Origin of the sequence: Curvibacter sp. APW13 (assembly GCF_032337135.1) — a bacterium.
Classification (GTDB): Bacteria; Pseudomonadota; Gammaproteobacteria; order Burkholderiales; family Burkholderiaceae_C; genus Allorhodoferax.
In genome coordinates, this window is the sequence record NZ_JAVXZZ010000001.1 from 1,571,358 (window position 1) to 1,589,839 (window position 18,482).

At 64.0% G+C, this 18,482-nt stretch carries 22 protein-coding genes and 1 tRNA gene; 16 read left to right on the top strand and 7 right to left on the bottom strand.

The annotated features are described in order from the left end of the window. Positions 1–11 precede the first annotated feature (11 nt). The 6 genes from atpA to RQP54_RS07340 all read left to right on the top strand — a co-directional run bounded on the left by atpA (position 12) and on the right by RQP54_RS07340 (position 6,100). Positions 12–1,565 carry a F0F1 ATP synthase subunit alpha gene (gene atpA / locus RQP54_RS07315; RefSeq protein WP_315677522.1) on the top strand — a complete coding sequence of 518 codons (1,554 nt, stop codon included), beginning with the start codon at positions 12–14 and terminating at the stop codon, positions 1,563–1,565. A 28-nt stretch (positions 1,566–1,593) separates the two neighbouring features. Next, positions 1,594–2,472 carry a F0F1 ATP synthase subunit gamma gene (gene atpG, locus RQP54_RS07320; protein WP_315677523.1) on the top strand — a complete coding sequence of 293 codons (879 nt, stop codon included), beginning with the start codon at positions 1,594–1,596 and terminating at the stop codon, positions 2,470–2,472. Positions 2,473–2,529: 57 nt separating this feature from the next. Continuing rightward, positions 2,530–3,945: a F0F1 ATP synthase subunit beta gene (gene atpD / locus RQP54_RS07325; protein WP_409997530.1), complete on the top strand. Its 1,416-nt coding sequence runs from the start codon at positions 2,530–2,532 to the stop codon at positions 3,943–3,945. 69 nt (positions 3,946–4,014) lie between these two features. After that, positions 4,015–4,431 (top strand): F0F1 ATP synthase subunit epsilon, encoded by a 417-nt coding sequence (locus tag RQP54_RS07330; RefSeq protein ID WP_315677527.1) that lies wholly within the window; start codon positions 4,015–4,017, stop codon positions 4,429–4,431. A 72-nt stretch (positions 4,432–4,503) separates the two neighbouring features. Further along, positions 4,504–5,556: a YheT family hydrolase gene (locus RQP54_RS07335; RefSeq protein ID WP_315677528.1), complete on the top strand. Its 1,053-nt coding sequence runs from the start codon at positions 4,504–4,506 to the stop codon at positions 5,554–5,556. Next, a complete protein-coding gene (locus RQP54_RS07340) occupies positions 5,549–6,100 on the top strand; it encodes a DUF2946 family protein (protein WP_315677529.1) in 552 nt (183 codons plus the stop codon). Before RQP54_RS07335 ends, RQP54_RS07340 begins: the two co-directional genes overlap by 8 nt. Positions 6,101–6,146: 46 nt before the next feature. On the opposite strand, the gene RQP54_RS07345 is transcribed toward RQP54_RS07340, so the two are convergent. Continuing rightward, entirely contained in the window at positions 6,147–6,647 is a 501-nt protein-coding gene (locus RQP54_RS07345; protein ID WP_315677530.1) for a c-type cytochrome, read from the bottom strand. Positions 6,648–6,806: 159 nt separating this feature from the next. Between RQP54_RS07345 and RQP54_RS07350 the strand changes: the two genes are divergently transcribed. Continuing rightward, a tRNA-Arg gene (locus tag RQP54_RS07350) sits at positions 6,807–6,882 on the top strand. 33 nt (positions 6,883–6,915) lie between these two features. After that, complete coding sequence (locus RQP54_RS07355; RefSeq protein ID WP_315677531.1) at positions 6,916–7,311, top strand: group II truncated hemoglobin; 396 nt, start codon at positions 6,916–6,918, stop codon at positions 7,309–7,311. Here RQP54_RS07355 and RQP54_RS07360 read toward each other — a convergent pair. Beyond that, positions 7,308–8,165 (bottom strand): DMT family transporter, encoded by an 858-nt coding sequence (locus RQP54_RS07360; RefSeq protein WP_315677532.1) that lies wholly within the window; start codon positions 8,163–8,165, stop codon positions 7,308–7,310. The two genes, RQP54_RS07355 and RQP54_RS07360, sit on opposite strands and share 4 nt — an antisense overlap. 219 nt (positions 8,166–8,384) lie before the next feature. On the opposite strand from RQP54_RS07360, the gene RQP54_RS07365 reads away from it, so the two are divergent. Next, positions 8,385–8,843 carry a RidA family protein gene (locus tag RQP54_RS07365; protein ID WP_315677533.1) on the top strand — a complete coding sequence of 153 codons (459 nt, stop codon included), beginning with the start codon at positions 8,385–8,387 and terminating at the stop codon, positions 8,841–8,843. Between the two features lie 13 nt (positions 8,844–8,856). On the opposite strand, the gene RQP54_RS07370 is transcribed toward RQP54_RS07365, so the two are convergent. Continuing rightward, positions 8,857–10,008 (bottom strand): sigma-54-dependent Fis family transcriptional regulator, encoded by a 1,152-nt coding sequence (locus RQP54_RS07370; RefSeq protein WP_315677535.1) that lies wholly within the window; start codon positions 10,006–10,008, stop codon positions 8,857–8,859. Positions 10,009–10,202: 194 nt separating this feature from the next. Here RQP54_RS07370 and RQP54_RS07375 point away from each other — a divergent pair, with 194 nt between their 5' ends. The 5 genes from RQP54_RS07375 (at position 10,203) to RQP54_RS07395 (ending at position 14,646) form a co-directional block, all read left to right on the top strand. Beyond that, positions 10,203–10,679: a 4Fe-4S dicluster domain-containing protein gene (locus RQP54_RS07375; protein WP_315677537.1), complete on the top strand. Its 477-nt coding sequence runs from the start codon at positions 10,203–10,205 to the stop codon at positions 10,677–10,679. Between the two features lie 12 nt (positions 10,680–10,691). Next, entirely contained in the window at positions 10,692–12,548 is a 1,857-nt protein-coding gene (locus RQP54_RS07380) for an aldehyde ferredoxin oxidoreductase family protein (protein ID WP_315677538.1), read from the top strand. Between the two features lie 73 nt (positions 12,549–12,621). Beyond that, on the top strand, positions 12,622–13,917 hold the full coding sequence (locus RQP54_RS07385) for an NAD(P)/FAD-dependent oxidoreductase (protein ID WP_315677539.1): 1,296 nt from the start codon (positions 12,622–12,624) through the stop codon (positions 13,915–13,917). A gap of 170 nt (positions 13,918–14,087) precedes the next feature. Next, positions 14,088–14,342 carry a MoaD/ThiS family protein gene (locus tag RQP54_RS07390; protein ID WP_315677540.1) on the top strand — a complete coding sequence of 85 codons (255 nt, stop codon included), beginning with the start codon at positions 14,088–14,090 and terminating at the stop codon, positions 14,340–14,342. A 4-nt stretch (positions 14,343–14,346) separates the two neighbouring features. Next, complete coding sequence (locus RQP54_RS07395) at positions 14,347–14,646, top strand: hypothetical protein (protein ID WP_315677541.1); 300 nt, start codon at positions 14,347–14,349, stop codon at positions 14,644–14,646. Here RQP54_RS07395 and RQP54_RS07400 read toward each other — a convergent pair. Then, complete coding sequence (locus RQP54_RS07400) at positions 14,624–15,046, bottom strand: hypothetical protein (RefSeq protein ID WP_315677542.1); 423 nt, start codon at positions 15,044–15,046, stop codon at positions 14,624–14,626. The two genes, RQP54_RS07395 and RQP54_RS07400, sit on opposite strands and share 23 nt — an antisense overlap. 2 nt (positions 15,047–15,048) lie before the next feature. Then, entirely contained in the window at positions 15,049–15,270 is a 222-nt protein-coding gene (locus tag RQP54_RS07405) for a hypothetical protein (RefSeq protein WP_315677543.1), read from the bottom strand. A gap of 117 nt (positions 15,271–15,387) precedes the next feature. On the opposite strand from RQP54_RS07405, the gene RQP54_RS07410 reads away from it, so the two are divergent. Next, the gene (locus RQP54_RS07410; protein ID WP_315677544.1) at positions 15,388–16,320 is read left to right on the top strand and encodes a LysR family transcriptional regulator; all 933 of its coding nucleotides are present in this window, start codon (positions 15,388–15,390) and stop codon (positions 16,318–16,320) included. On the opposite strand, the gene fos is transcribed toward RQP54_RS07410, so the two are convergent. Next, entirely contained in the window at positions 16,306–16,728 is a 423-nt protein-coding gene (gene fos / locus RQP54_RS07415) for a fosfomycin resistance glutathione transferase (RefSeq protein WP_315677545.1), read from the bottom strand. The genes RQP54_RS07410 and fos overlap by 15 nt on opposite strands. Positions 16,729–17,047: 319 nt before the next feature. Here fos and RQP54_RS07420 point away from each other — a divergent pair, with 319 nt between their 5' ends. Next, positions 17,048–17,353, top strand: a complete 306-nt coding sequence (locus RQP54_RS07420; protein ID WP_315677546.1) for a hypothetical protein — start codon at positions 17,048–17,050, stop codon at positions 17,351–17,353. 13 nt (positions 17,354–17,366) lie between these two features. Here the strand turns inward: RQP54_RS07420 and RQP54_RS07425 are convergent, their stop codons facing one another. Further along, positions 17,367–18,467: a substrate-binding domain-containing protein gene (locus RQP54_RS07425; protein WP_315677547.1), complete on the bottom strand. Its 1,101-nt coding sequence runs from the start codon at positions 18,465–18,467 to the stop codon at positions 17,367–17,369. Positions 18,468–18,482 lie beyond the last annotated feature (15 nt).

Below are 18,482 nucleotides of genomic sequence, written 5' to 3' on the forward strand. Positions count from 1 at the left end.
AGGAAAGAGTCATGCAACTCAATCCCGCAGAAATTTCTGAACTGATCAAGAGCCGTATTGAAGGCCTGTCCGCCAACGCCGACATCCGCAACCAAGGTACCGTCGTTTCGGTGACCGACGGTATCGTCCGCATTCACGGCTTGTCCGATGTAATGCAGGGCGAAATGCTGGAGTTCCCCGCTGGCAGCGACGGACAGCCCAGCTTTGGCCTGGCCCTGAACCTCGAGCGCGACTCCGTTGGCGCCGTGATTCTGGGTGAGTACGAGCACATCTCCGAAGGCGACACGGTCAAGTGCACCGGCCGCATTCTGGAAGTGCCCGTGGGCCCCGAGCTCAAGGGCCGCGTGGTCAATGCCCTGGGTCAGCCGATCGACGGCAAGGGTCCGATCAATGCCAAGATGACCGACGTGATCGAAAAGGTTGCGCCCGGTGTGATCGCCCGTAAGTCCGTGGACCAGCCTGTTCAGACCGGCCTAAAGTCCATCGACTCCATGGTGCCCGTTGGCCGTGGCCAGCGCGAACTGATCATTGGTGACCGTCAGACCGGCAAGACTGCCGTGGCTATTGACGCGATCATCAACCAGAAGGGTCAGAACATGACCTGCGTGTACGTTGCCATCGGTCAGAAGGCATCGTCCGTGAAGAACGTGGTGCGCGCGCTGGAACAAGCCGGCGCCATGGAGTACACCATTGTGGTGGCTGCTACCGCCTCCGAGTCCGCTGCGATGCAATACGTCGCTGCCTACTCCGGTTGCACCATGGGTGAGTACTTCCGCGACCGCGGTGAAGACGCCCTGATCGTGTATGACGATCTGTCCAAGCAAGCCGTGGCTTACCGCCAGGTTTCCCTGCTGCTGCGTCGTCCTCCAGGCCGTGAAGCCTACCCCGGCGACGTGTTCTACCTCCACAGCCGTCTGCTGGAGCGCGCAGCTCGCGTCAACGCTGACTACGTCGAAGCCTTCACCAAGGGTGAAGTCAAGGGCAAGACCGGTTCGCTGACCGCGCTGCCGATCATTGAGACCCAAGCCGGTGACGTGTCCGCCTTCGTTCCGACCAACGTGATCTCCATCACCGACGGTCAGATCTTCCTGGAAACCAGCCTGTTCAACGCCGGTATCCGTCCCGCGATCAACGCCGGTATCTCGGTGTCCCGCGTGGGTGGTGCTGCCCAGACCAAGCTCATCAAGAGCCTGTCCGGCGGTATCCGTACCGACTTGGCCCAGTACCGTGAACTGGCTGCCTTCGCGCAGTTCGCTTCCGATCTGGACGAAGCCACCCGCAAGCAGCTCGACCGCGGTGCCCGCGTGACCGAACTGCTCAAGCAAGCCCAATACAGCCCGCTGTCCATCAGCGCCATGGCGTCTACTCTGTACGCCGTGAACAAGGGCTTCCTGGACGATGTCGAAGTGAAGAAGGTTCTGGCATTCGAACACGGTCTGCACGCTTACCTCAAGGACAAGCACGCTGCCCTGATGGCCAAGCTGGAAGCCGACAAGGCCATGGACAAGGATGCCGAAGCTGAACTGAATGCCGCCATCGCTGCGTTCAAAAAGACTTTTGCGTAATTCCGGCCTGACGAACTAGGAGCCCTCGATGGCAGCAGGTAAGGAAATACGCGGCAAGATCAAATCGGTGGAAAACACCAAGAAGATCACCAAAGCCATGGAAATGGTGGCGGCGTCGAAGATGCGCAAGGCGCAGGACCGCATGCGGTCTGCGCGTCCCTACGCAGACAAGATTCGCAATATCGCTGCCAATCTGGGTAAAGCCAATCCCGAGTACACGCACCCGTTCATGCAGGTGAACAACGCCAAAACCGCTGGTTTTATCGTTGTAACCACCGACAAGGGCCTGTGCGGTGGCATGAACACCAATGTGCTGCGCGCCGTGACGACCAAGTTGCGCGAACTGCAAAACGACGGCGTGTCCTCGCAGGCCGTCGCCATTGGCAACAAGGGATTGGGTTTCCTCAACCGTGTCGGTGCCAAGGTGGTGTCGCACGCAACCCAATTGGGCGATACGCCCCACCTCGAAAAGCTGATTGGCCCGGTCAAGGTCCTGTTGGATGCTTATGCCAAGGGTGAAGTGAATGCGGTGTACCTGTGCTACACCAAGTTCATCAACACCATGAAGCAAGAGCCCGTGGTGCAGCAGCTGCTGCCCCTGTCGGCCGAGCAGATGGAACAGGAAGCCCAGGCCAGCGGACAGCAGCACGGTTGGGACTATATCTACGAACCCGATGCGCAGTCCGTCATTGACGACTTGCTGACCCGCTATGTCGAAGCGCTGGTTTACCAGTCTGTCGCTGAAAACATGGCTTCTGAGCAGTCTGCCCGCATGGTGGCCATGAAGGCTGCCACCGACAACGCCGGCAATGTGATCAACGAACTCAAGCTGGTCTACAACAAGACCCGCCAGGCAGCGATCACCAAGGAATTGTCCGAAATCGTGGCCGGTGCGGCAGCGGTGTAAGGCGACACAGACAGTTACGCGGTTCAACAGTTATTGATTTATTTATTGGAGCAACAAATGGCTCAAGCTAACTCCCCGGTGCAGGGAAAAATCGTTCAGTGTATTGGTGCGGTGGTGGACGTGGAGTTTCCACGTGACCAGATGCCCGCGATTTATGACGCACTCAAGATGGATGGTTCGGCCCTGACGCTGGAAGTTCAGCAGCAGCTGGGTGACGGCATCGTCCGTACCATCGCTCTGGGTTCCTCCGACGGTCTGCGTCGCGGCATGATCGTGACCAACACCGAAAAGCCCATCACCGTGCCCGTCGGTCCCGCCACCCTGGGCCGCATCATGGACGTTCTGGGTTCCCCCATCGACGAGCGCGGCCCTGTCAGCCATGACCTGACCGCTTCCATCCACCGCAAGGCCCCCACCTATGACGAACTGAGCCCCTCGCAAGAGCTGCTCGAGACCGGCATCAAGGTGATTGACCTGGTGTGCCCCTTCGCCAAGGGCGGTAAAGTGGGTCTGTTCGGTGGTGCCGGTGTGGGCAAGACCGTGAACATGATGGAACTCATCAACAACATCGCCAAGGCGCACTCCGGTCTGTCCGTGTTCGCTGGCGTGGGTGAGCGTACCCGTGAAGGTAACGACTTCTACCACGAGATGGCCGATTCCGGCGTGGTGAAGCTGGACAACCTGGCCGAATCCAAAGTGGCCATGGTGTACGGCCAGATGAACGAGCCTCCGGGCAACCGTCTGCGCGTGGCCCTGACCGGCCTGACCATCGCCGAATCCTTCCGTGACGAAGGCCGTGACGTGCTGTTCTTCGTGGACAACATCTACCGCTACACCCTGGCCGGTACCGAAGTGTCCGCGCTGCTGGGTCGTATGCCTTCCGCCGTGGGTTACCAGCCGACTCTGGCCGAAGAAATGGGCCGTCTGCAAGAGCGTATTACCTCCACCAAGGTGGGTTCGATCACGTCGATCCAGGCCGTTTACGTGCCTGCCGACGACTTGACCGACCCGTCTCCTGCCACCACCTTCGCCCACTTGGACTCTACCGTGGTGCTGTCGCGTGACATCGCCGCCCTGGGTATCTACCCCGCCGTGGACCCGCTGGACTCCACCAGCCGTCAGCTGGACCCCAACGTGGTGGGTGAAGAGCATTACACGACCGCCCGCGCTGTGCAGGGTACCCTGCAGCGCTACAAGGAACTGCGTGACATCATCGCGATTCTGGGTATGGACGAACTGGCACCGGAAGACAAGCTCACCGTGGCCCGCGCCCGTAAGATCCAGCGCTTCCTGTCGCAGCCCTTCCACGTGGCCGAAGTGTTCACCGGCTCTCCCGGCAAGTACGTTCCCCTGTCGGAAACCATCCGTGGCTTCAAGATGATCGTGAACGGCGAGTGCGACCACCTGCCCGAGCAAGCCTTCTACATGGTCGGTACCATCGACGAAGCCTTCGAGAAGGCCAAGAAAGTTTGATGACCCTGTGGCTCGGACCGCATCGCTTCATGAGGAAGTGCGGTCTGACCCCAACAGACTAGGAATCGTATGAACACCATCCATGTTGATGTGGTCAGTGCGGAAGAATCCATCTTCTCTGGCGAAGCGGTTTTTGTGGCGCTTCCCGGTGAAGCTGGTGAGCTGGGTATCAAACCCCGCCACACCCCGCTGATTACCCGTATCCGTCCCGGTTCGGTGCGGATCCAGGCAGCGGACGGCAGCGAAGAGTTCGTCTTCGTGGCCGGTGGCATCCTTGAAGTCCAACCGCATTGCGTGACCGTTCTGTCGGACACCGCCATCCGTGGCAAGGACCTGGACGAAGAGAAGGCCAACGCGGCACGACAAGCGGCCGAAGAAGCTGTGAAGAACGCCAAGAGCGACCTCGACCTTGCCAAGGCACAGTCCGAGCTGGCAGTCATGGCGGCCCAGATCGCCGCGCTGCGCAAATTCCGCCAGAAGCGTTGAACCGCCGCTGGATCCCCTGTTAAAAAACCGCCCTCGTGGCGGTTTTTTGTTTTCGGCCACACTCCTCGCTCCATGTCCACCGTACCAAGCACATCCGGCACGCATTCAGGTGTGCCTGTACTCCACTACCGTGCACCGCGTTGGTTGCCGGGCGGGCACGCGCAAACCATTTGGCCCGCGCTGTTCTCGCGCGCCCATGGTGGCTCGACACCGCGCTACGAAAGACAGCGGCTGCTGGCGCCCGACGGTGACTTTGTCGATGTCGATTGGCTGCGTACATCACAGAAGAACCGGTCTGAGTCCGGCCGGCGCCCATTGCTGGTGCTGTTTCACGGATTGGAGGGCGGCTCGGGCAGCCACTATGCATTGGCCTTTGCGGACTATGCTGCGCGTCTCGGATGGGACTTTGCCGTACCGCATTTCCGTGGCTGCAGCGGCGAAATGAACCGCGCGCCGCGGGCTTACCACAGTGGCGATCATGCCGAGGTCGCCTGGGTCATCGATGCGCTCACGGCCGAACGCCAGGGACCTTGCTATGTGGTTGGCGTATCGCTGGGCGGCAACGCCTTGCTGCGCTGGACGCAGGAGCACGCGCCCACCGGCATGGGCACGGTCAAGGCGGTGGCTGCCATCAGCGCCCCGTTGGACCTCGCGGCCAGTGGCGCGCACATTGACCGGGGATTCAACCGCCAAGTCTATGTGCGCAACTTCCTTCGCACCATGCAGCCGCGTGCCTTAGCGAAACACCGCCAGTATCCGAACCTGTTTGACATCGACGCAGTGATGCGCGCCCGCACATTGCGGGAGTTCGACAATGCCTTCACCGCACCCCTGCATGGGTTTCGCGATACCGAGGACTACTGGCACCGTGCGTCGAGCATCCATGCCTTGAACCGCATTCGAATCCCCACTCTGATCATCAACGCCCGCAACGACCCCTTCGTTCCGGCGCACAGTCTGCCCACGGCGTCGCAGGTCAGCGCATCGGTGTGCCTGTTCCAGCCCCACCATGGAGGGCATGTCGGCTTCGCCGCCGGCCCCATCCCAGGCCATGTCGGCAGGTTGCCCGAATTGGTCGGACAATGGCTGCAGCACCGAAGCGCTCCAGGAGTTCCGCATGGATGACATCGTGAAGCAGGCCATGGCGAAATGGCCCCATGTTCCGCACTGCTACGGATGGTTGGGACTGGACGCACGGGGCAACTGGTACATGCGCGATGAACGGGCGCAGCGCCAAGGCGCCTTTGCCAGTGGCCAGCCAGGGGCCAAGGGTGCCGAACTCAAGCACGACAAACTGCGGGCATTCATCGAGCGCAACTACGGCGTCGACGATGCGGGGTGCTGGTATTTCCAGAACGGACCGCAGCGCGTCTACGTGGAGCTGGAGAGCACGCCTTGGGTCTGGCGCCTGCAGCCCGGTGGAACCGTCCACAGCCACACGGGGCTGACCACCGCGGTCCGCAAGGCCGTGCTGGATGAGCATGGTCACCTCTACCTCGATACGCAGTTGGGATTCGGCATCGTGCACAGCCAAGACGTGTGGGATGCCAGTGAATGCATGGAGCGCGCGCATTGGACGGTCGAGGAACAAACCCAGGCCGAATTGCCGCGCATCTACGGCTATTGCATCAGTCCCCAATTGCAACACGGCGGCACTGGCGAGAAATGAAAAAGCCCTCACGGGGAGGGCTTGTGTTAGGTGCGGCAGGCGTCGCTTACTTGGGCGCCTTGGGTTCGGCAAACTTGGCACCGCCAGCGTTGGCCATGTAGACCACGGCACGCGCAACCTCGAAGTCGCTCGAAGCGCCGCCACCCTGCGGGCTCATGTTGCCCTTGCCCTTCAGCGCCGAAGTCAACAGCGCGTCAAAGCCCTTGCCGATGCGTGGGCCCCAGGCGGCGGCGTCGCCGAACTTGGGCGAACCGGCGGCGCCGGTGGCATGGCAGGCGCCACATTGGGCCTGGAACACTTGCTCGCCAGTGCGGGCTTCCTTGCGGGCCTCGGCAAAGGCGATGCTGCCAACCTTCTGGATACGGGCCGCCACAGCGTCTTCCGCCATGGAAGCCTTGGGAACGGATGAACCGCCCGAAAGGAAAATCGACACCAGCACACCCACGACCACCAGCGGCAACACAAAGGATGCACCCACAGAAGTCAACAGCTTCAGCGGGGGACGGGTCGATGCATGGGTGTCGTTAGAGTGCGCAGAGTGGCTCATGGCTGGTACCGGGTCAGAGGGAAAGCGGCGATTATATCGACGCCCCCCCGAAAGACGACTGTCATAGAGGGGCATTGGCTTCCCACCAACCGCAGCGCACGGGAAGTGGGGTGGCCCGCGCATGCGATAATCCCGCTGCTGGCGCAACGCCAGCGTCGTGCGACTGTAGCTCAGTGGATAGAGTATTGGCCTCCGAAGCCAAGGGTCGTGGGTTCGATCCCCGCCAGTCGCGCCAATTCTTCCGAACGACACATCCCCCGCACCAACCATGGAATCCACACCTGTCACTCCGTATCAGGCCTTGGGCGGTGCAGAAGGTGTGCGCCGGCTGGTGAATCGTTTCTACTCCCTGATGGACACGCTTCCCGAGGCGTATGCCGTGCGCCGACTGCACCCGCAGAGTCTGGACGACAGCGCCACCAAGCTGTACGAATTCCTGTCCGGCTGGTTTGGCGGGCCGTCGCTGTACATCGAAAAGCGCGGTCACCCGCGTCTGCGCATGCGCCACTTGCCCTACACGGTGGGCCCGCGGGAGCGTGACGAATGGATGCTGTGCATGCGCCAGGCCCTGACCGAACAAGTTTCAGACGACAGTTTGCGTGCCGGGCTGGAGCAGGTGTTCCAGCAGATGGCCGACCACATGGTCAATACCGAAGGCGCCTAGTGGTGGTGCGCTGCTGTCAGTGAGCTGCCCACTGCAGCGGCCATGATGCAGCCAATGGCCGCCCACTGCAGCACACTCAGCTGCTCATGCAGCAGCAGCAAACCCAGCAGGGCGGCCACGGCAGGCTCCAGGCTGATCAGGATCCCGAACACGGCCTGCGGTAGCCGCTTGAGGGCCACCATCTCCAGCGAGATCGGGATGGCGCTCGATACCAGCGCCACACCCAGCGCAAACAGCAGCACCGCGGGCGAAAACAGGGCAGTACCGGCATGGACCAGTCCGACCGGAAATACCACCAACGCCGCACAGCTCAAGCCCAGCGACACCGACAGCCCCGTAGGCAGGTGCCCCACGCGTTTGCCGAACACGATGTACAGCGCCCAGCTCAGGGCCGCAGCCAGGGCATAGCCCACCCCCACCGGATCCAGTGCATCGGCGCCTGCCTGCCATGGCAGCAACAGTCCGAGGCCGGTGACGGCCAGCAGAAGCCAGACAAAGTCCACCGGGCGGCGCGATCCCCACATGGCAACGGCCAGCGGACCCGAAAACTCGATGGCCACGGCCAGACCAAACGGAATGGTGCGGATGGACATATAGAACAGCAGGTTCATCAGGCCCAGCGCCACACCGTAGCGCAGGATGAATCCGAGGTCCTCGCGCGCGATCCGGTAGCGCCAAGGGCGAAAGAACAGCACCATGAGCAGCGCGGAAAAGCCGACACGCAGGGCCGTGGTGCCTTGGGCACCGATGACCGGAAAGAGTTGTTTGGCAAACGAGGTGCCCAAGCCCAGCGCGGTTACTGAACCCAGCACGGCCAGCAGTGGCACCAGCCGTGCCCAGGGAGAAAAAGTCATGCCGGTATTGTCGCGTGCCTGCGCGCTCGCTCCGGTGCCATTGGACCGCAGGACATGCGGGTGGCTGATACCCCCGCAGCCTGCCACTGTGGTTAGACTAGCGCACACAGGCCTCTGCCGCTGACTCCAACGATCCGCTATGTATTTTGTAGCTGCTTGCGCAGTATTTTTGCGGGCTGGGGGCCAAAAACACCAGAAACTTCTTCGAAGGAGCCCCCCATGAGCGTTTACGACAAACTATCGCAACTCGGAATCACCCTGCCGCCCGTGGCGGTGCCTGCTGCGGCCTACGTGCCTTTTGTGCAGACCGGTAACCTGGTGTTCCTCTCTGGCCATATCGCCAAGAAGGATGGCAAGCCCTGGGTTGGCCAGTTGGGCAAGAACATGCAGACTGAGGAAGGAAAAGCCGCGGCGCGTGCCATCGCCATCGACCTGATGGGTACGCTGCACGCCGCGGTGGGTGACCTCAACCGCGTCAAGCGCATCGTCAAGCTGATGTCGCTGGTGAATTCCACCGGCGATTTCACCGAGCAGCACCTGGTGACCAACGGCGCCAGCGAGTTGCTTGGTGAGGTCTTTGGTGCCCAGGTGGGCGCCCATGCACGCAGCGCCTTCGGCGTGGCCCAGAACCCCCTGGGGGCTTGCGTCGAGATCGAGCTGATCGCCGAAGTCGCCTGAGGGCGGTAACCGGTCAGTGCTCGCCGCCGGGACGGCGGCCGAGCTTGCGGTACAGCGTGGCGCGGCTGATGCCCAGCGCCTGCGCAGCCTGCGCCACGTTGCCGCGCGCCGCATCGATCGCCTTGCGGATCAGGGCCGACTCCACGGCCTTGAGCGGTGCACCGGCGGCCAGGTCGGACGCGCGCCGCCGGTCTGCCGGGGCTTGGCTGGCGCACAGCGCAAGCACCTGCACACACAGTCCGCTCCACAGTGGCACCTCGAAGGCACTGCGCCGCCGCGCGGCGGCGTCGAACAGCACCTGTACCTCCACACCCAGCACATCACCGATGGGCAGCCGCCCTGCGGCAGCCCCCAGCAGCATGGGCAGCATCTGGCGCGCCGCATCGTTGGCGGCCACCACGCAGCCGTCGCTGTCCAGCGCCACCAGGGCATCGCCGTCGGCGCCGATGACGCTGCCGGGCCATGCCAGCCGCAGCAGCAGGGCGTGCGGGCGTTGCAGCACCAGTGCGCTCTCCATGCGGCGCGCCGTCTGCAGCACCAGGTGGCGCAACTCGGGGCGCTCGTGGGTGTCGATGCCGGTCACGTCCACCATGCCCACGCAGTTCCCGTCCGGTCCGAAGATGGGCGCGCCGGCGCAACTGTAGGCGGCGTTGCCTTCAAAGAAATGCTCTCCCCGGTGCAGCCACACGGGCTGGCGTTCCTGCAGTGCTGCACTGATGGCCGAGGTGCCGATGGCGGGCTCCGAGAGGTCGACCCCGACGCGCGTGATGCGCTCGGCGCGCAGGTCCGACGGATCGATGTGGCCGCTGCTGGCCAGCACGACGCCCTGGGCATCGGTCAGCAAGGCAAAGAAACGGGTGTTGGCAATGGCCCGCCCGAGCTGTTCCAGCAGGGGTGCCGCGGTGTCCAGCAAGTCATGGTTGGCTTCCTGGACGCGGCGCATCTGCGTCGGCGACACGCAGTCAAACTCGATGTTGCGGCGCGGGTCCAGTCCCATACCGAGGCAGCGGCGCCATGAGCGCTCGATCCAGGATTCCACGGGCAACGGGACATCGGCGCCGCCTTGCATCACGTGGCGCCGTGCCGCCGCAATGGCGCGCAGGCGCTCCTCCGTGCCTGCTGGGGGCAGGGCACTGGCGGGGTGGGCGGGTGCGAAATGCGCCATGGTGGGCAGCCATTGTGCGGCTGCGCGGGTGGTTTGTGAACTGTCTCAAATTGAGAATTTTTGAGACGGCAGGCCGCTTCTGCGGGTTAACCCTGAAGGCGAAAGGGGCATGAAAACCAAGAATGCCTAGGCAAACCATTTCATAGGTCACGTGCAGGGTTCTTCGCTGCACACCCCAACCCAAGGAGACGTTCATGCAGAAAACCTTGCATATCAACCCGGACAAGTGCACGGGTTGCCTGCAGTGCGAAATGGCCTGCGCCTACGAGAACCATGGCACCTTCGCCACGGCCAAGTCGCGCATTAAGGTCTTCGACTTCCACCACACCGGCAAGAAGGTGCCCTACACCTGCACCCAGTGCGACGAGGCCTGGTGCCTGCACGCCTGCCCCGTAGAGGCCATCACGGTCGACAAGGCCACTGGAGCCAAGGTGGTGAACGAAGCCACCTGCGTGGGCTGCAAGGTCTGCACCATTGCCTGCCCCTTCGGCACCATCAACTACGTGGTCGACACCGGCAAGGTACAGAAGTGCGACCTGTGCGAAGGCTCTCCGGCCTGTGCCGATGCCTGCCCCACCGGCGCGATCACCTTCATCGATGCCAACTGGACCGGCCTTTCCAAGATGGAACAGTGGGCCGACAAGCTGGGCAACCAAACTTCCGCGTCTTAAGGAGAAACAGTCATGACATGGGCAGGAAAAATTCTCCGCGTCAACCTCAGCAAGGGTACCGTCACCAGCGAGCCCTTGAACATGCAGTGGGCGCGCGACTACATCGGTTCGCGCGGTCTGGGCACCAAGTACTTCACCAATGAAGTGGACGCCAAGGTCGACCCGCTGAGTGCGGACAACAAGATCATCTGGGCCACCGGCCCACTCACCGGCACCATGGCATCCACCGGCGGGCGCTACACCGTCATCACCAAGGGGCCGCTCACCGGCGCCATTGCCTGCTCCAACTCGGGCGGCTACTGGGGCGCCGAGTTCAAGATGGCCGGCTGGGACATGATCATTTTTGAGGGCAAGTCGCCCAAACCGGTGTACCTGTACGTCAACGACGACGTGGCGGAGCTGCGCGACGCCGGCCACCTGTGGGGCCAGAGCGTGTGGAACACCGAGGCTACGTTGAAGAAGGAACTGCAGGACCCGCTCACGCGCATATCCAGCATCGGCAAGGCCGGTGAAAACGGTGTGCTCTACGCCGCCGTGGTGAATGACCTGCACCGCGCCGCCGGGCGCTCGGGCGTGGGCACGGTGATGGGCAGCAAGAACCTCAAGGCCATTGCCGTGCGCGGCACCAAGGGCGTGGGCAACATCCGCGACCCCAAGGCCTTCTTCGAAGCCGTCAAGGTCAGCAAGAAGGTGCTGGCGGACAACGCCGTCACCGGCACCGGCCTGCCCGCCATGGGTACCCAGGTGCTCATGAGCGTCATCAACGAGGTGGGTGGTTTGCCGACCCGCAACCACCAGGATTCGCAATTCGAGGGTGCCAAGGACATTGGTGCGGAGGCCATGGCCAAGCCGAGGGAGACCGATGGCAAGAAGCACCTGGTGACCAACCAGGCCTGCTTCGGCTGCACCATTGCCTGCGGGCGCATCAGCAAGATGGACGAAACCCACTTCACCATCGAGACCAAGCCCCAGTACCGCGGTGCCAACGGCGGCCTGGAATACGAAGCGGCCTGGGCGCTGGGTGCGGCCAATGGCGTGAACGACCTGGAGTGCCTGCAGTACGCCAACCTGCTCTGCAACGAGGAAGGCATCGACCCCATCAGCTTCGGCGCAACCATCGGCGCGGTCATGGAGCTGTACGAAATGGGTGTGCTCACCAAGGAACAGGTCGGCATCGAAGCCAACTTCGGCTCGGCCCGCGCGCTGGCCTTCCTGGCCGAGGAAACCGTGAACGGCCGCGGCTTTGGCAAGGAAATCGGCCAGGGCTCCAAGCGCCTGACCGCCAAGTACGGCCACCCCGAGCTGAGCATGAGCTCCAAGGGCCAGGAGTTTCCGGCCTACGACGGCCGCGCCATCCAGGGCATCGGCCTGGCCTATGCCACCTCCAACCGTGGTGGCTGCCATCTGCGCGGCTATACCATCGCCTCCGAAGTGCTGGGCATTCCCGTCAAGACCGATCCGCTGGAACACGAAGGCAAGCCCGAGCTGGTGAAGGCCTTCCAGGACGCGACCGCTGCCTTCGACTCGTCGGGCCTGTGCATCTTCACCACCTTCGCCTGGGGCCTGCAGGACCTGGCACCGCAGATGCAGGGCGCCTGCAATGAGGAATACACGGTCGAAGAGCTGGCCAAGATCGGCGAGCGCATCTGGAACATGGAGCGCGAGTTCAACAACCGCGCCGGGTTCACGTCCAAGGACGACAGCCTGCCCAAGCGCCTGACCGACGCCAGCGTGGGCGCCGTGAAGACCGGCCCGGCCAAGGGCAAGGTCAACATGCTGGCCGAGATGCTGCCCAAGTACTACGCCGTGCGCGGCTGGGATGCCGAAGGCCGCCCCACGGCGGAAACCAAGGCACGTTTGGGCCTTTAAGCCTTAGGTCGCAACAGGGTTGCGCGGGCTCCTGCACAGAGCCCCCGCAACCCTTTCTTTTGGAGACATTGCCATGACGCACCACCTCATCCTGGGCGCCGGCCCCGCCGGCGTCATCGCCGCAGAGACCCTGCGCAAGCACGCCCCTCTTGATGCCATCACCATCGTCGGCGACGAGCCCGAACCGCCGTACTCGCGCATGGCCATTCCCTACCTGCTCACGGGCAATATCGGTGAAAGCGGTACCTATCTGCGCAAGAGCGCCACCCACTATGAGAATTTGGGCATAAAACAGGTGCGAGCCGAGGTGGTATCAGTGCAGACAGCTACCAAAACCGTAGCGCTTGCGGGCGGGCAGACGCTGAGCTACGACACCCTGCTGGTCGCCACCGGCTCCCACCCCGTGCATCCCCCGATTCCCGGCATAGACAGCCAAGGCGTGCACACCTGCTGGACGCTGGAGGACGCCCGTGCGATTGCCAGCTTGGCCACGAAAGGTGCGCGCGTGCTGCAGCTGGGTGCGGGCTTCATCGGCTGCATCATCATGGAAGCGCTGGCAGCGCGCGGCGTCCAGCTCACGGTGGTCGAGATGGGCGACCGCATGGTGCCGCGCATGATGGGCCCCACGGCCGGCGGCATGATCCGCGACTGGGTCAGTGCCAAGGGTGTGCAAGTATTCACCTCGACCAAGGTCGAAAGCGTCGCACCGGGCAAGCCTTTGCAGGTGAAGCTCTCCAATGGCCAGACGCTGGAGGCCGATCTGGTCATCAGCGCCGCCGGGGTGCGCCCGGCCATCGGCTACCTCCAGGACTCCGGCATTTCCTGCCTGCTGGGCGTGCTCACCGACGAGCACCTGCAGACCAACGTGCCCGGCGTGTTTGCTGCGGGTGACTGCGCCGAAGCCTTCGACAAGGTCAGCGGGAAGACCATCGTCAGCGCCATCCAGCCCAATGCCGCCGAGCAGGCGCGCGTGGCCGCGCTCAACATGCTAGCCCACAGTCGTGGCCAGCCCATGGCGGCGCAGCTCAAGGGGGTCACGCAGATCAACGTGCTCGACACCCTGGGCCTCATCTCGGCCAGCTTCGGGGACTGGCAGGGGCGCCCCGGCGGCCAGCATGTGGAGCTCACCGATAAGGCGGCGCAGCGCCACCTGAGCCTGCAGTTCCAGGGCGACGTGCTGGTGGGATGCAACAGTGTGGGCTGGACCGACCACGTGGGTGTGATGCGCGGCTTGGTGGAAGGGCAGGTCCGCCTGGGTGAATGGAAAGACACGCTGCTGCAGGAGCCCACACGCCTCATGGAGGCCTACCTGGCCTGTGCGCAGGGGCAAAGCCATTGGTCGGGTGCACAGGATGCACGCCGTCGTTAGTAGAGTGAATCAATGAAATTCACTGTCACTCGTCTGCCCCTCGCCGCGCCATGCGGCGTTGCAAATGCGCGCCGGGCCTACGGGCCCGTCTGTGCTTTGCGCCTTGCCTGCCGCGCCGCTGTGCAGCCGCTTGCCGGCGATTCCACTGATTCACTCTACCGAGTGCACCCATGCAAGTCACGCTGAAACTGTTCGCTTCACTCACCGAGTACCTGCCGCAGGAATCGAAGTACACCAACATCACCACGTTGGACCTCGACCCCGGTACGACCATATCGCAGGTGGTGGAGGCCTACAAGCTGCCACCGAAGTGGGTGCATCTGGTGCTGGTCAACGGCGTGTACGTGGCCCCGGAGAACCGGGCCACCCATGCCCTGGTGGAGGGCGATGTGCTGGCCATCTGGCCCCCGATCGCCGGGGGCTGAGGACATGCAGAGCTACTATGACGAGCGCTTCGAGCGCGAAATGGGATGCACCGAGGATGAATGGTTGCGCTGGCTGCCCGGTGCCATTGGTGACCACTTCTGGAAGCTCCAGCAAGGCAGTGCCGGGGTGCGCATCGGTGATGGCGCGCTGGGCCTCAAATGGCACCAGGGCGAGCCGCGTGAAATTGCCCTCGTGCGCATGCCGCGCCTGCTGGTGCAGTTCCGCTTTGCGGGCGTGGATGAGGCTGCACGTCATGCCTTCATGACGCGCTTCGACTTGTTCATGCAGCGGGGTGGGGGCTAGGGACTGCGGTCGCCCCCATTCGCCGCGCCGCCTGCGTCTCGCCCCCGTAGCCCCAGTCGGTGGCAGGCAGCTCGCGCACGATGACATAGCTGGCAATTTCGAGCGGCAGGCCTTCGCCGAGTTGCTGCTCCAGTTCCGCATACGCGGCGGCGATGAAGGCCTCTTTTTCTTCGGCCGTATTGGTGCCTGCGGTGATGCTGATTTCCAGCAGGGCGGTGGGATGCTGCAGGGGCTGGCTGCCCACAAACCAGCGTGCGGCCGGTAGGTCTTCAATCACCACGGCAGTTACCTCCGCGCGCTTGTTCAGGTGCACGGTGCTCAGGCGGGTCAGGGCCTGGGCGAGTTGCTGGTAGCGCGGCGGGTTCTGCAGCGGGGCGACTTTGAGAAGCAGGGTGGGCATGGTCAAACTCCGGTGGATGACTGCAGGGCCGCGCGGCTTGCCGGCGTGCGCGAGGTATCTGCCGTGCGGGCGCGGCGCGCTTTGCCAGTGACCAGCCCTTGCACCGCGGCAAAGGCGGCCACCCAGAAGTCGGCCACGGCCTGTTGGCGCAATTGCCGGGCCTGCGCCTTGGCCAGGTCGTGCAGTCGGGCGCGGGTGTGTGGGTCGATGGGCGTGTGGTGCATGGTGTTCTCCGGTGGTGTGTGCGTGGTATGAACTTTATGGTTGCAACCAATTGCCGGAAATAGACAAAAAAGCAAATTGGTTTTGCGATAAATGCAAAACAAGCCCACAATGCCGGCATGCAACTCCAGCTCGATGACGTCGCCCTGTTCACCCGCATTGCCGAACTCGGCACCCTGTCGGCCGCCGCGCGGGAGCGCAATGTGCCGGTCAGCCAGGTCACCCGGGCGCTCACCCGTTTGGAGGCGGCCTGCGGTGCGCGCCTGGTGCACCGCACCACCCATGGCCTGAGCCTCACCGACGAGGGCGACACCTTCTGGGCCTACGCGCGCCGGCTGCTTGACACCTCCGCGGAGCTGGAGAGCGAACTCAGCGGCAAGCTGCAGGGACCGAGCGGTTGGGTGCGGGTGAGCGTGAGCCCGATCCTGGCCGAGTGCGTCATCGCACCCAGCCTCAGTGGTCTGTATGCGCGCTACCCGCAACTGCACCTGGACATCAACGCCGACGACCGCATGGCCGACATGGCGCGCGACGGCATCGACATTGCCATCCGCAGCGGCTCGGTGCAGAGCGACACGCTGGTGGCGCGGCAAATTGGCGACCATGGCCGCACGCTCTACGCCGCGCCGTCCTACCTGCAGGCCTTCGGTACCCCGCGCACGCCCGATGAGCTGAAGCACCACCGCCTCGTGGCCAGCAGCTCCAGCCCCAACCTGAACCGCTGGACGCTGGCAGACCCTGCCGGCCCGCCGGACCTGACCGTGCGTGGCCACACCCGCACCGACAACACTGCCTTGCTGCTGAGCCTGGTACTCAACGGCGTCGGTATCGCTCGCATCAACGACCTCTACGCCAAACCGCTGGAGCGCCAGGGCAAGCTGGTGCCCCTGCTGCAGGACCATTTCGCCAGCCCGCGCATCCCCATCTATGCCGTGATGCTGCAGGAGCGCCACCGCTTGCCCAAGATACGGGCCTGCACCGAGTACTGGGCCGAATGCCTGGCCAACCTGGCACAGCAGGCGCAGGAAGTCGATCCCTCAGACGGCACCTGAGCCCGCGAACACCATGCCTGCGTAGGGTCGTTCCCTGCAGGCGGCCAGGCGGCTTTCCAGGTTGCCCACATGCACCTCGAGCTGGTGGCCGTCGGGGTCGCGGAAATAGAACGAGTCACCTTCGCTGCGGTTGCTTTTCCATTCGGGTACGCCCAGGGAGCGCGCGCGGGCCACGAAGCCGGTGAAGTCGGCCTGGGCGATGCCGAAGGCGTAGTGGGTGTAGTCGCTGGTGGCTGGCGCTGAGCGCCTGGTGTCGAGCGACAGGCATAGCCACAGCGTGCCTACCTGCAAGTAGGCGCCCTGGTCCCAGCGCGCGTGCGCACGGGCACCGAGCACGGTGGTGTAGAAGTGCAGGCTGCGTGCCAGGTCGGCGACGGCCAGGGTCAGGTGGTTCAGTCCGGTCAGCATGGCGGGACTGTAGCGCGGCGCTGCGAGATACCCGCGCCGGGCGCATGGTTTCCGGTTTACAGGGCCCGGCGCGGTGCTTACACTGAACTTACATTTTGGTCGCGCCATCGCATGCGACCACCCACCGGGAGATGAACATGCCAGGCTCGCCGATCGCCACCGCAGTCGCCCCGTCCCCAAGGACTGCCCGCGCACCCGTGTGCAGCGGATACGCGGCCTTGCACTTGCCCCTGCCTCCCTGAATCCCGCCGCGTCGGTGATGTTGGGTGACCCGCCCCACGGCGGGCCGGAGTTGGTGTCGCTTTGGGGGAGATTCACCATGTCACATCCTGCTTGTCTGGCGGTTCTGCTGATCGTCGCCGTGTTCCTGTTGGGCCGCTTCGTGCAGCTGGCCTATGTGCGCGGCGTGCTGCGCGCATTCGGGCGCGAGGCCTTGTCCGTCAGTTCACTCATCTACCTCGCCACCATCGCCCTGCTGCCGGGCACTGCCACCGTGGTGTTGCTCGATACCTGGGTCAGTGCCTATTGGGCCAGTGACTTCGGCTTCGCGCTGGTGCCGGTGGCCTGCTGCGGCGGCACCAGCGAGCTCATGGGCTGGCTGGCCAAGGGCGTGCACGCCGCTTGAGCAGCCTGCTCGCTCAGTGCCCCTTGGGCTGGCGGTACTCCCACCAGGGCAGCATCTGCTTGAGCGAGAGCACCTTGCCGCAGTCGGCGGGGGCGTGCCCGGCCACCTGCGACAGGGTGCGCTGCCAGGCCGCGTCTTGCAGTCGTGCCAGCAGGGTCTGGGTGGCGGGGCGCTGCAGCGTGCTCTTGAGGCACACCAGGTGGTAGCGCTCCTGCGCCAGCGGCACAAAGTCCAGCCCGGCGGCACGGGCCGCGGATTCGAGCCCGATGCCCGCATCGCACTCCCCACTGGCCACGCGCTGCGCTACCGCCGCATGCGAGGCTTCGGCACTCTCAAATCCCACCAGTTGGCTGCCGGTCAGGCGCTGCCGATCCAGCAGCTCGTCCAGCAACACCCGGGTGCCGCTGCCCAGCGCCCGGTTGGCAAAGCGTGCGCGCTTGGATGCCACGTCCTGCAGGGTGAATAGCCCCAGCGGGTTGCCGGGTGCCAGCATGAGCCCCTGGTAGCGCCGCGCAAAGCCGATGATCTTGTGCCGCCCCGGCTGCAGCAGTGGCTTGTAGCTGCGCCGGGTGTGTGACTGGGCCGCTGTGTCGAGCAGGGTGTGGAAGCCCGCCATCTCGCAGCGGCCTTCGTTGAGCGCCCGGATGGCGTCCAGGCTGCCGGTGAAGCGCACGTCCAGGTGCAGCGGCTGGCTGGCTTGCAGCACGTGTTCGCGCAGGGCCGACAGCGCCTCATCGTGGCTGGCATACAGCGTCACGACCTGCACCGTGTCGTCGAAAGCCTGGGCAAAGCTGCGTTCCAGTTCGGCACGCAGGGCTTCTATCTGCGGTGCCAGGCGTGCCTGGGCCTGGCGTTCGGCCCACATGAGCTTGGCACCGAAGGGGCTGAGCACCGCGCGCTGGCCCTTTTCCCACACCAGCAGTTCATGGCCCAGTGTCTGTTCCCAGCGCTTGAGTTCGCCCCACACATGGCGGTACGACAGGCCCAGCGCGCGTGCCGCGGCCGAGATCGAGCCGTGCTGGTCCACGCTGCGCAGCAGGTCGATCAGCGGGTTGCGCACCTGTGCGTCCTGCGCTTGCGCGCCCAGTGTGTAGTGGAGTTGCAACCTATGCACAGCGCTTCCTATCGT

Bases quoted from the DNA above. Each gene is read 5' to 3' on its own strand.
- RQP54_RS07330 (WP_315677527.1), top strand. From the start codon at position 4,015: ATGAACACCATCCATGTTGATGTGGTCAGTGCGGAAGAATCCATCTTC.
- RQP54_RS07410 (WP_315677544.1), top strand. From the start codon at position 15,388: ATGCAACTCCAGCTCGATGACGTCGCCCTGTTCACCCGCATTGCCGAA.
- RQP54_RS07340 (WP_315677529.1), top strand. From the start codon at position 5,549: ATGGATGACATCGTGAAGCAGGCCATGGCGAAATGGCCCCATGTTCCG.
- RQP54_RS07405 (WP_315677543.1), bottom strand. From the start codon at position 15,270: ATGCACCACACGCCCATCGACCCACACACCCGCGCCCGACTGCACGAC.
- RQP54_RS07380 (WP_315677538.1), top strand. From the start codon at position 10,692: ATGACATGGGCAGGAAAAATTCTCCGCGTCAACCTCAGCAAGGGTACC.
- RQP54_RS07335 (WP_315677528.1), top strand. From the start codon at position 4,504: ATGTCCACCGTACCAAGCACATCCGGCACGCATTCAGGTGTGCCTGTA.
- RQP54_RS07390 (WP_315677540.1), top strand. From the start codon at position 14,088: ATGCAAGTCACGCTGAAACTGTTCGCTTCACTCACCGAGTACCTGCCG.
- RQP54_RS07385 (WP_315677539.1), top strand. From the start codon at position 12,622: ATGACGCACCACCTCATCCTGGGCGCCGGCCCCGCCGGCGTCATCGCC.
- RQP54_RS07365 (WP_315677533.1), top strand. From the start codon at position 8,385: ATGAGCGTTTACGACAAACTATCGCAACTCGGAATCACCCTGCCGCCC.
- RQP54_RS07355 (WP_315677531.1), top strand. From the start codon at position 6,916: ATGGAATCCACACCTGTCACTCCGTATCAGGCCTTGGGCGGTGCAGAA.
- atpA (WP_315677522.1), top strand. From the start codon at position 12: ATGCAACTCAATCCCGCAGAAATTTCTGAACTGATCAAGAGCCGTATT.
- RQP54_RS07395 (WP_315677541.1), top strand. From the start codon at position 14,347: ATGCAGAGCTACTATGACGAGCGCTTCGAGCGCGAAATGGGATGCACC.
- RQP54_RS07345 (WP_315677530.1), bottom strand. From the start codon at position 6,647: ATGAGCCACTCTGCGCACTCTAACGACACCCATGCATCGACCCGTCCC.
- RQP54_RS07360 (WP_315677532.1), bottom strand. From the start codon at position 8,165: ATGACTTTTTCTCCCTGGGCACGGCTGGTGCCACTGCTGGCCGTGCTG.
- RQP54_RS07400 (WP_315677542.1), bottom strand. From the start codon at position 15,046: ATGCCCACCCTGCTTCTCAAAGTCGCCCCGCTGCAGAACCCGCCGCGC.
- atpD (WP_409997530.1), top strand. From the start codon at position 2,530: ATGGCTCAAGCTAACTCCCCGGTGCAGGGAAAAATCGTTCAGTGTATT.
- atpG (WP_315677523.1), top strand. From the start codon at position 1,594: ATGGCAGCAGGTAAGGAAATACGCGGCAAGATCAAATCGGTGGAAAAC.
- RQP54_RS07375 (WP_315677537.1), top strand. From the start codon at position 10,203: ATGCAGAAAACCTTGCATATCAACCCGGACAAGTGCACGGGTTGCCTG.
- RQP54_RS07370 (WP_315677535.1), bottom strand. From the start codon at position 10,008: ATGGCGCATTTCGCACCCGCCCACCCCGCCAGTGCCCTGCCCCCAGCA.
- fos (WP_315677545.1), bottom strand. From the start codon at position 16,728: ATGCTGACCGGACTGAACCACCTGACCCTGGCCGTCGCCGACCTGGCA.
- RQP54_RS07420 (WP_315677546.1), top strand. From the start codon at position 17,048: ATGTCACATCCTGCTTGTCTGGCGGTTCTGCTGATCGTCGCCGTGTTC.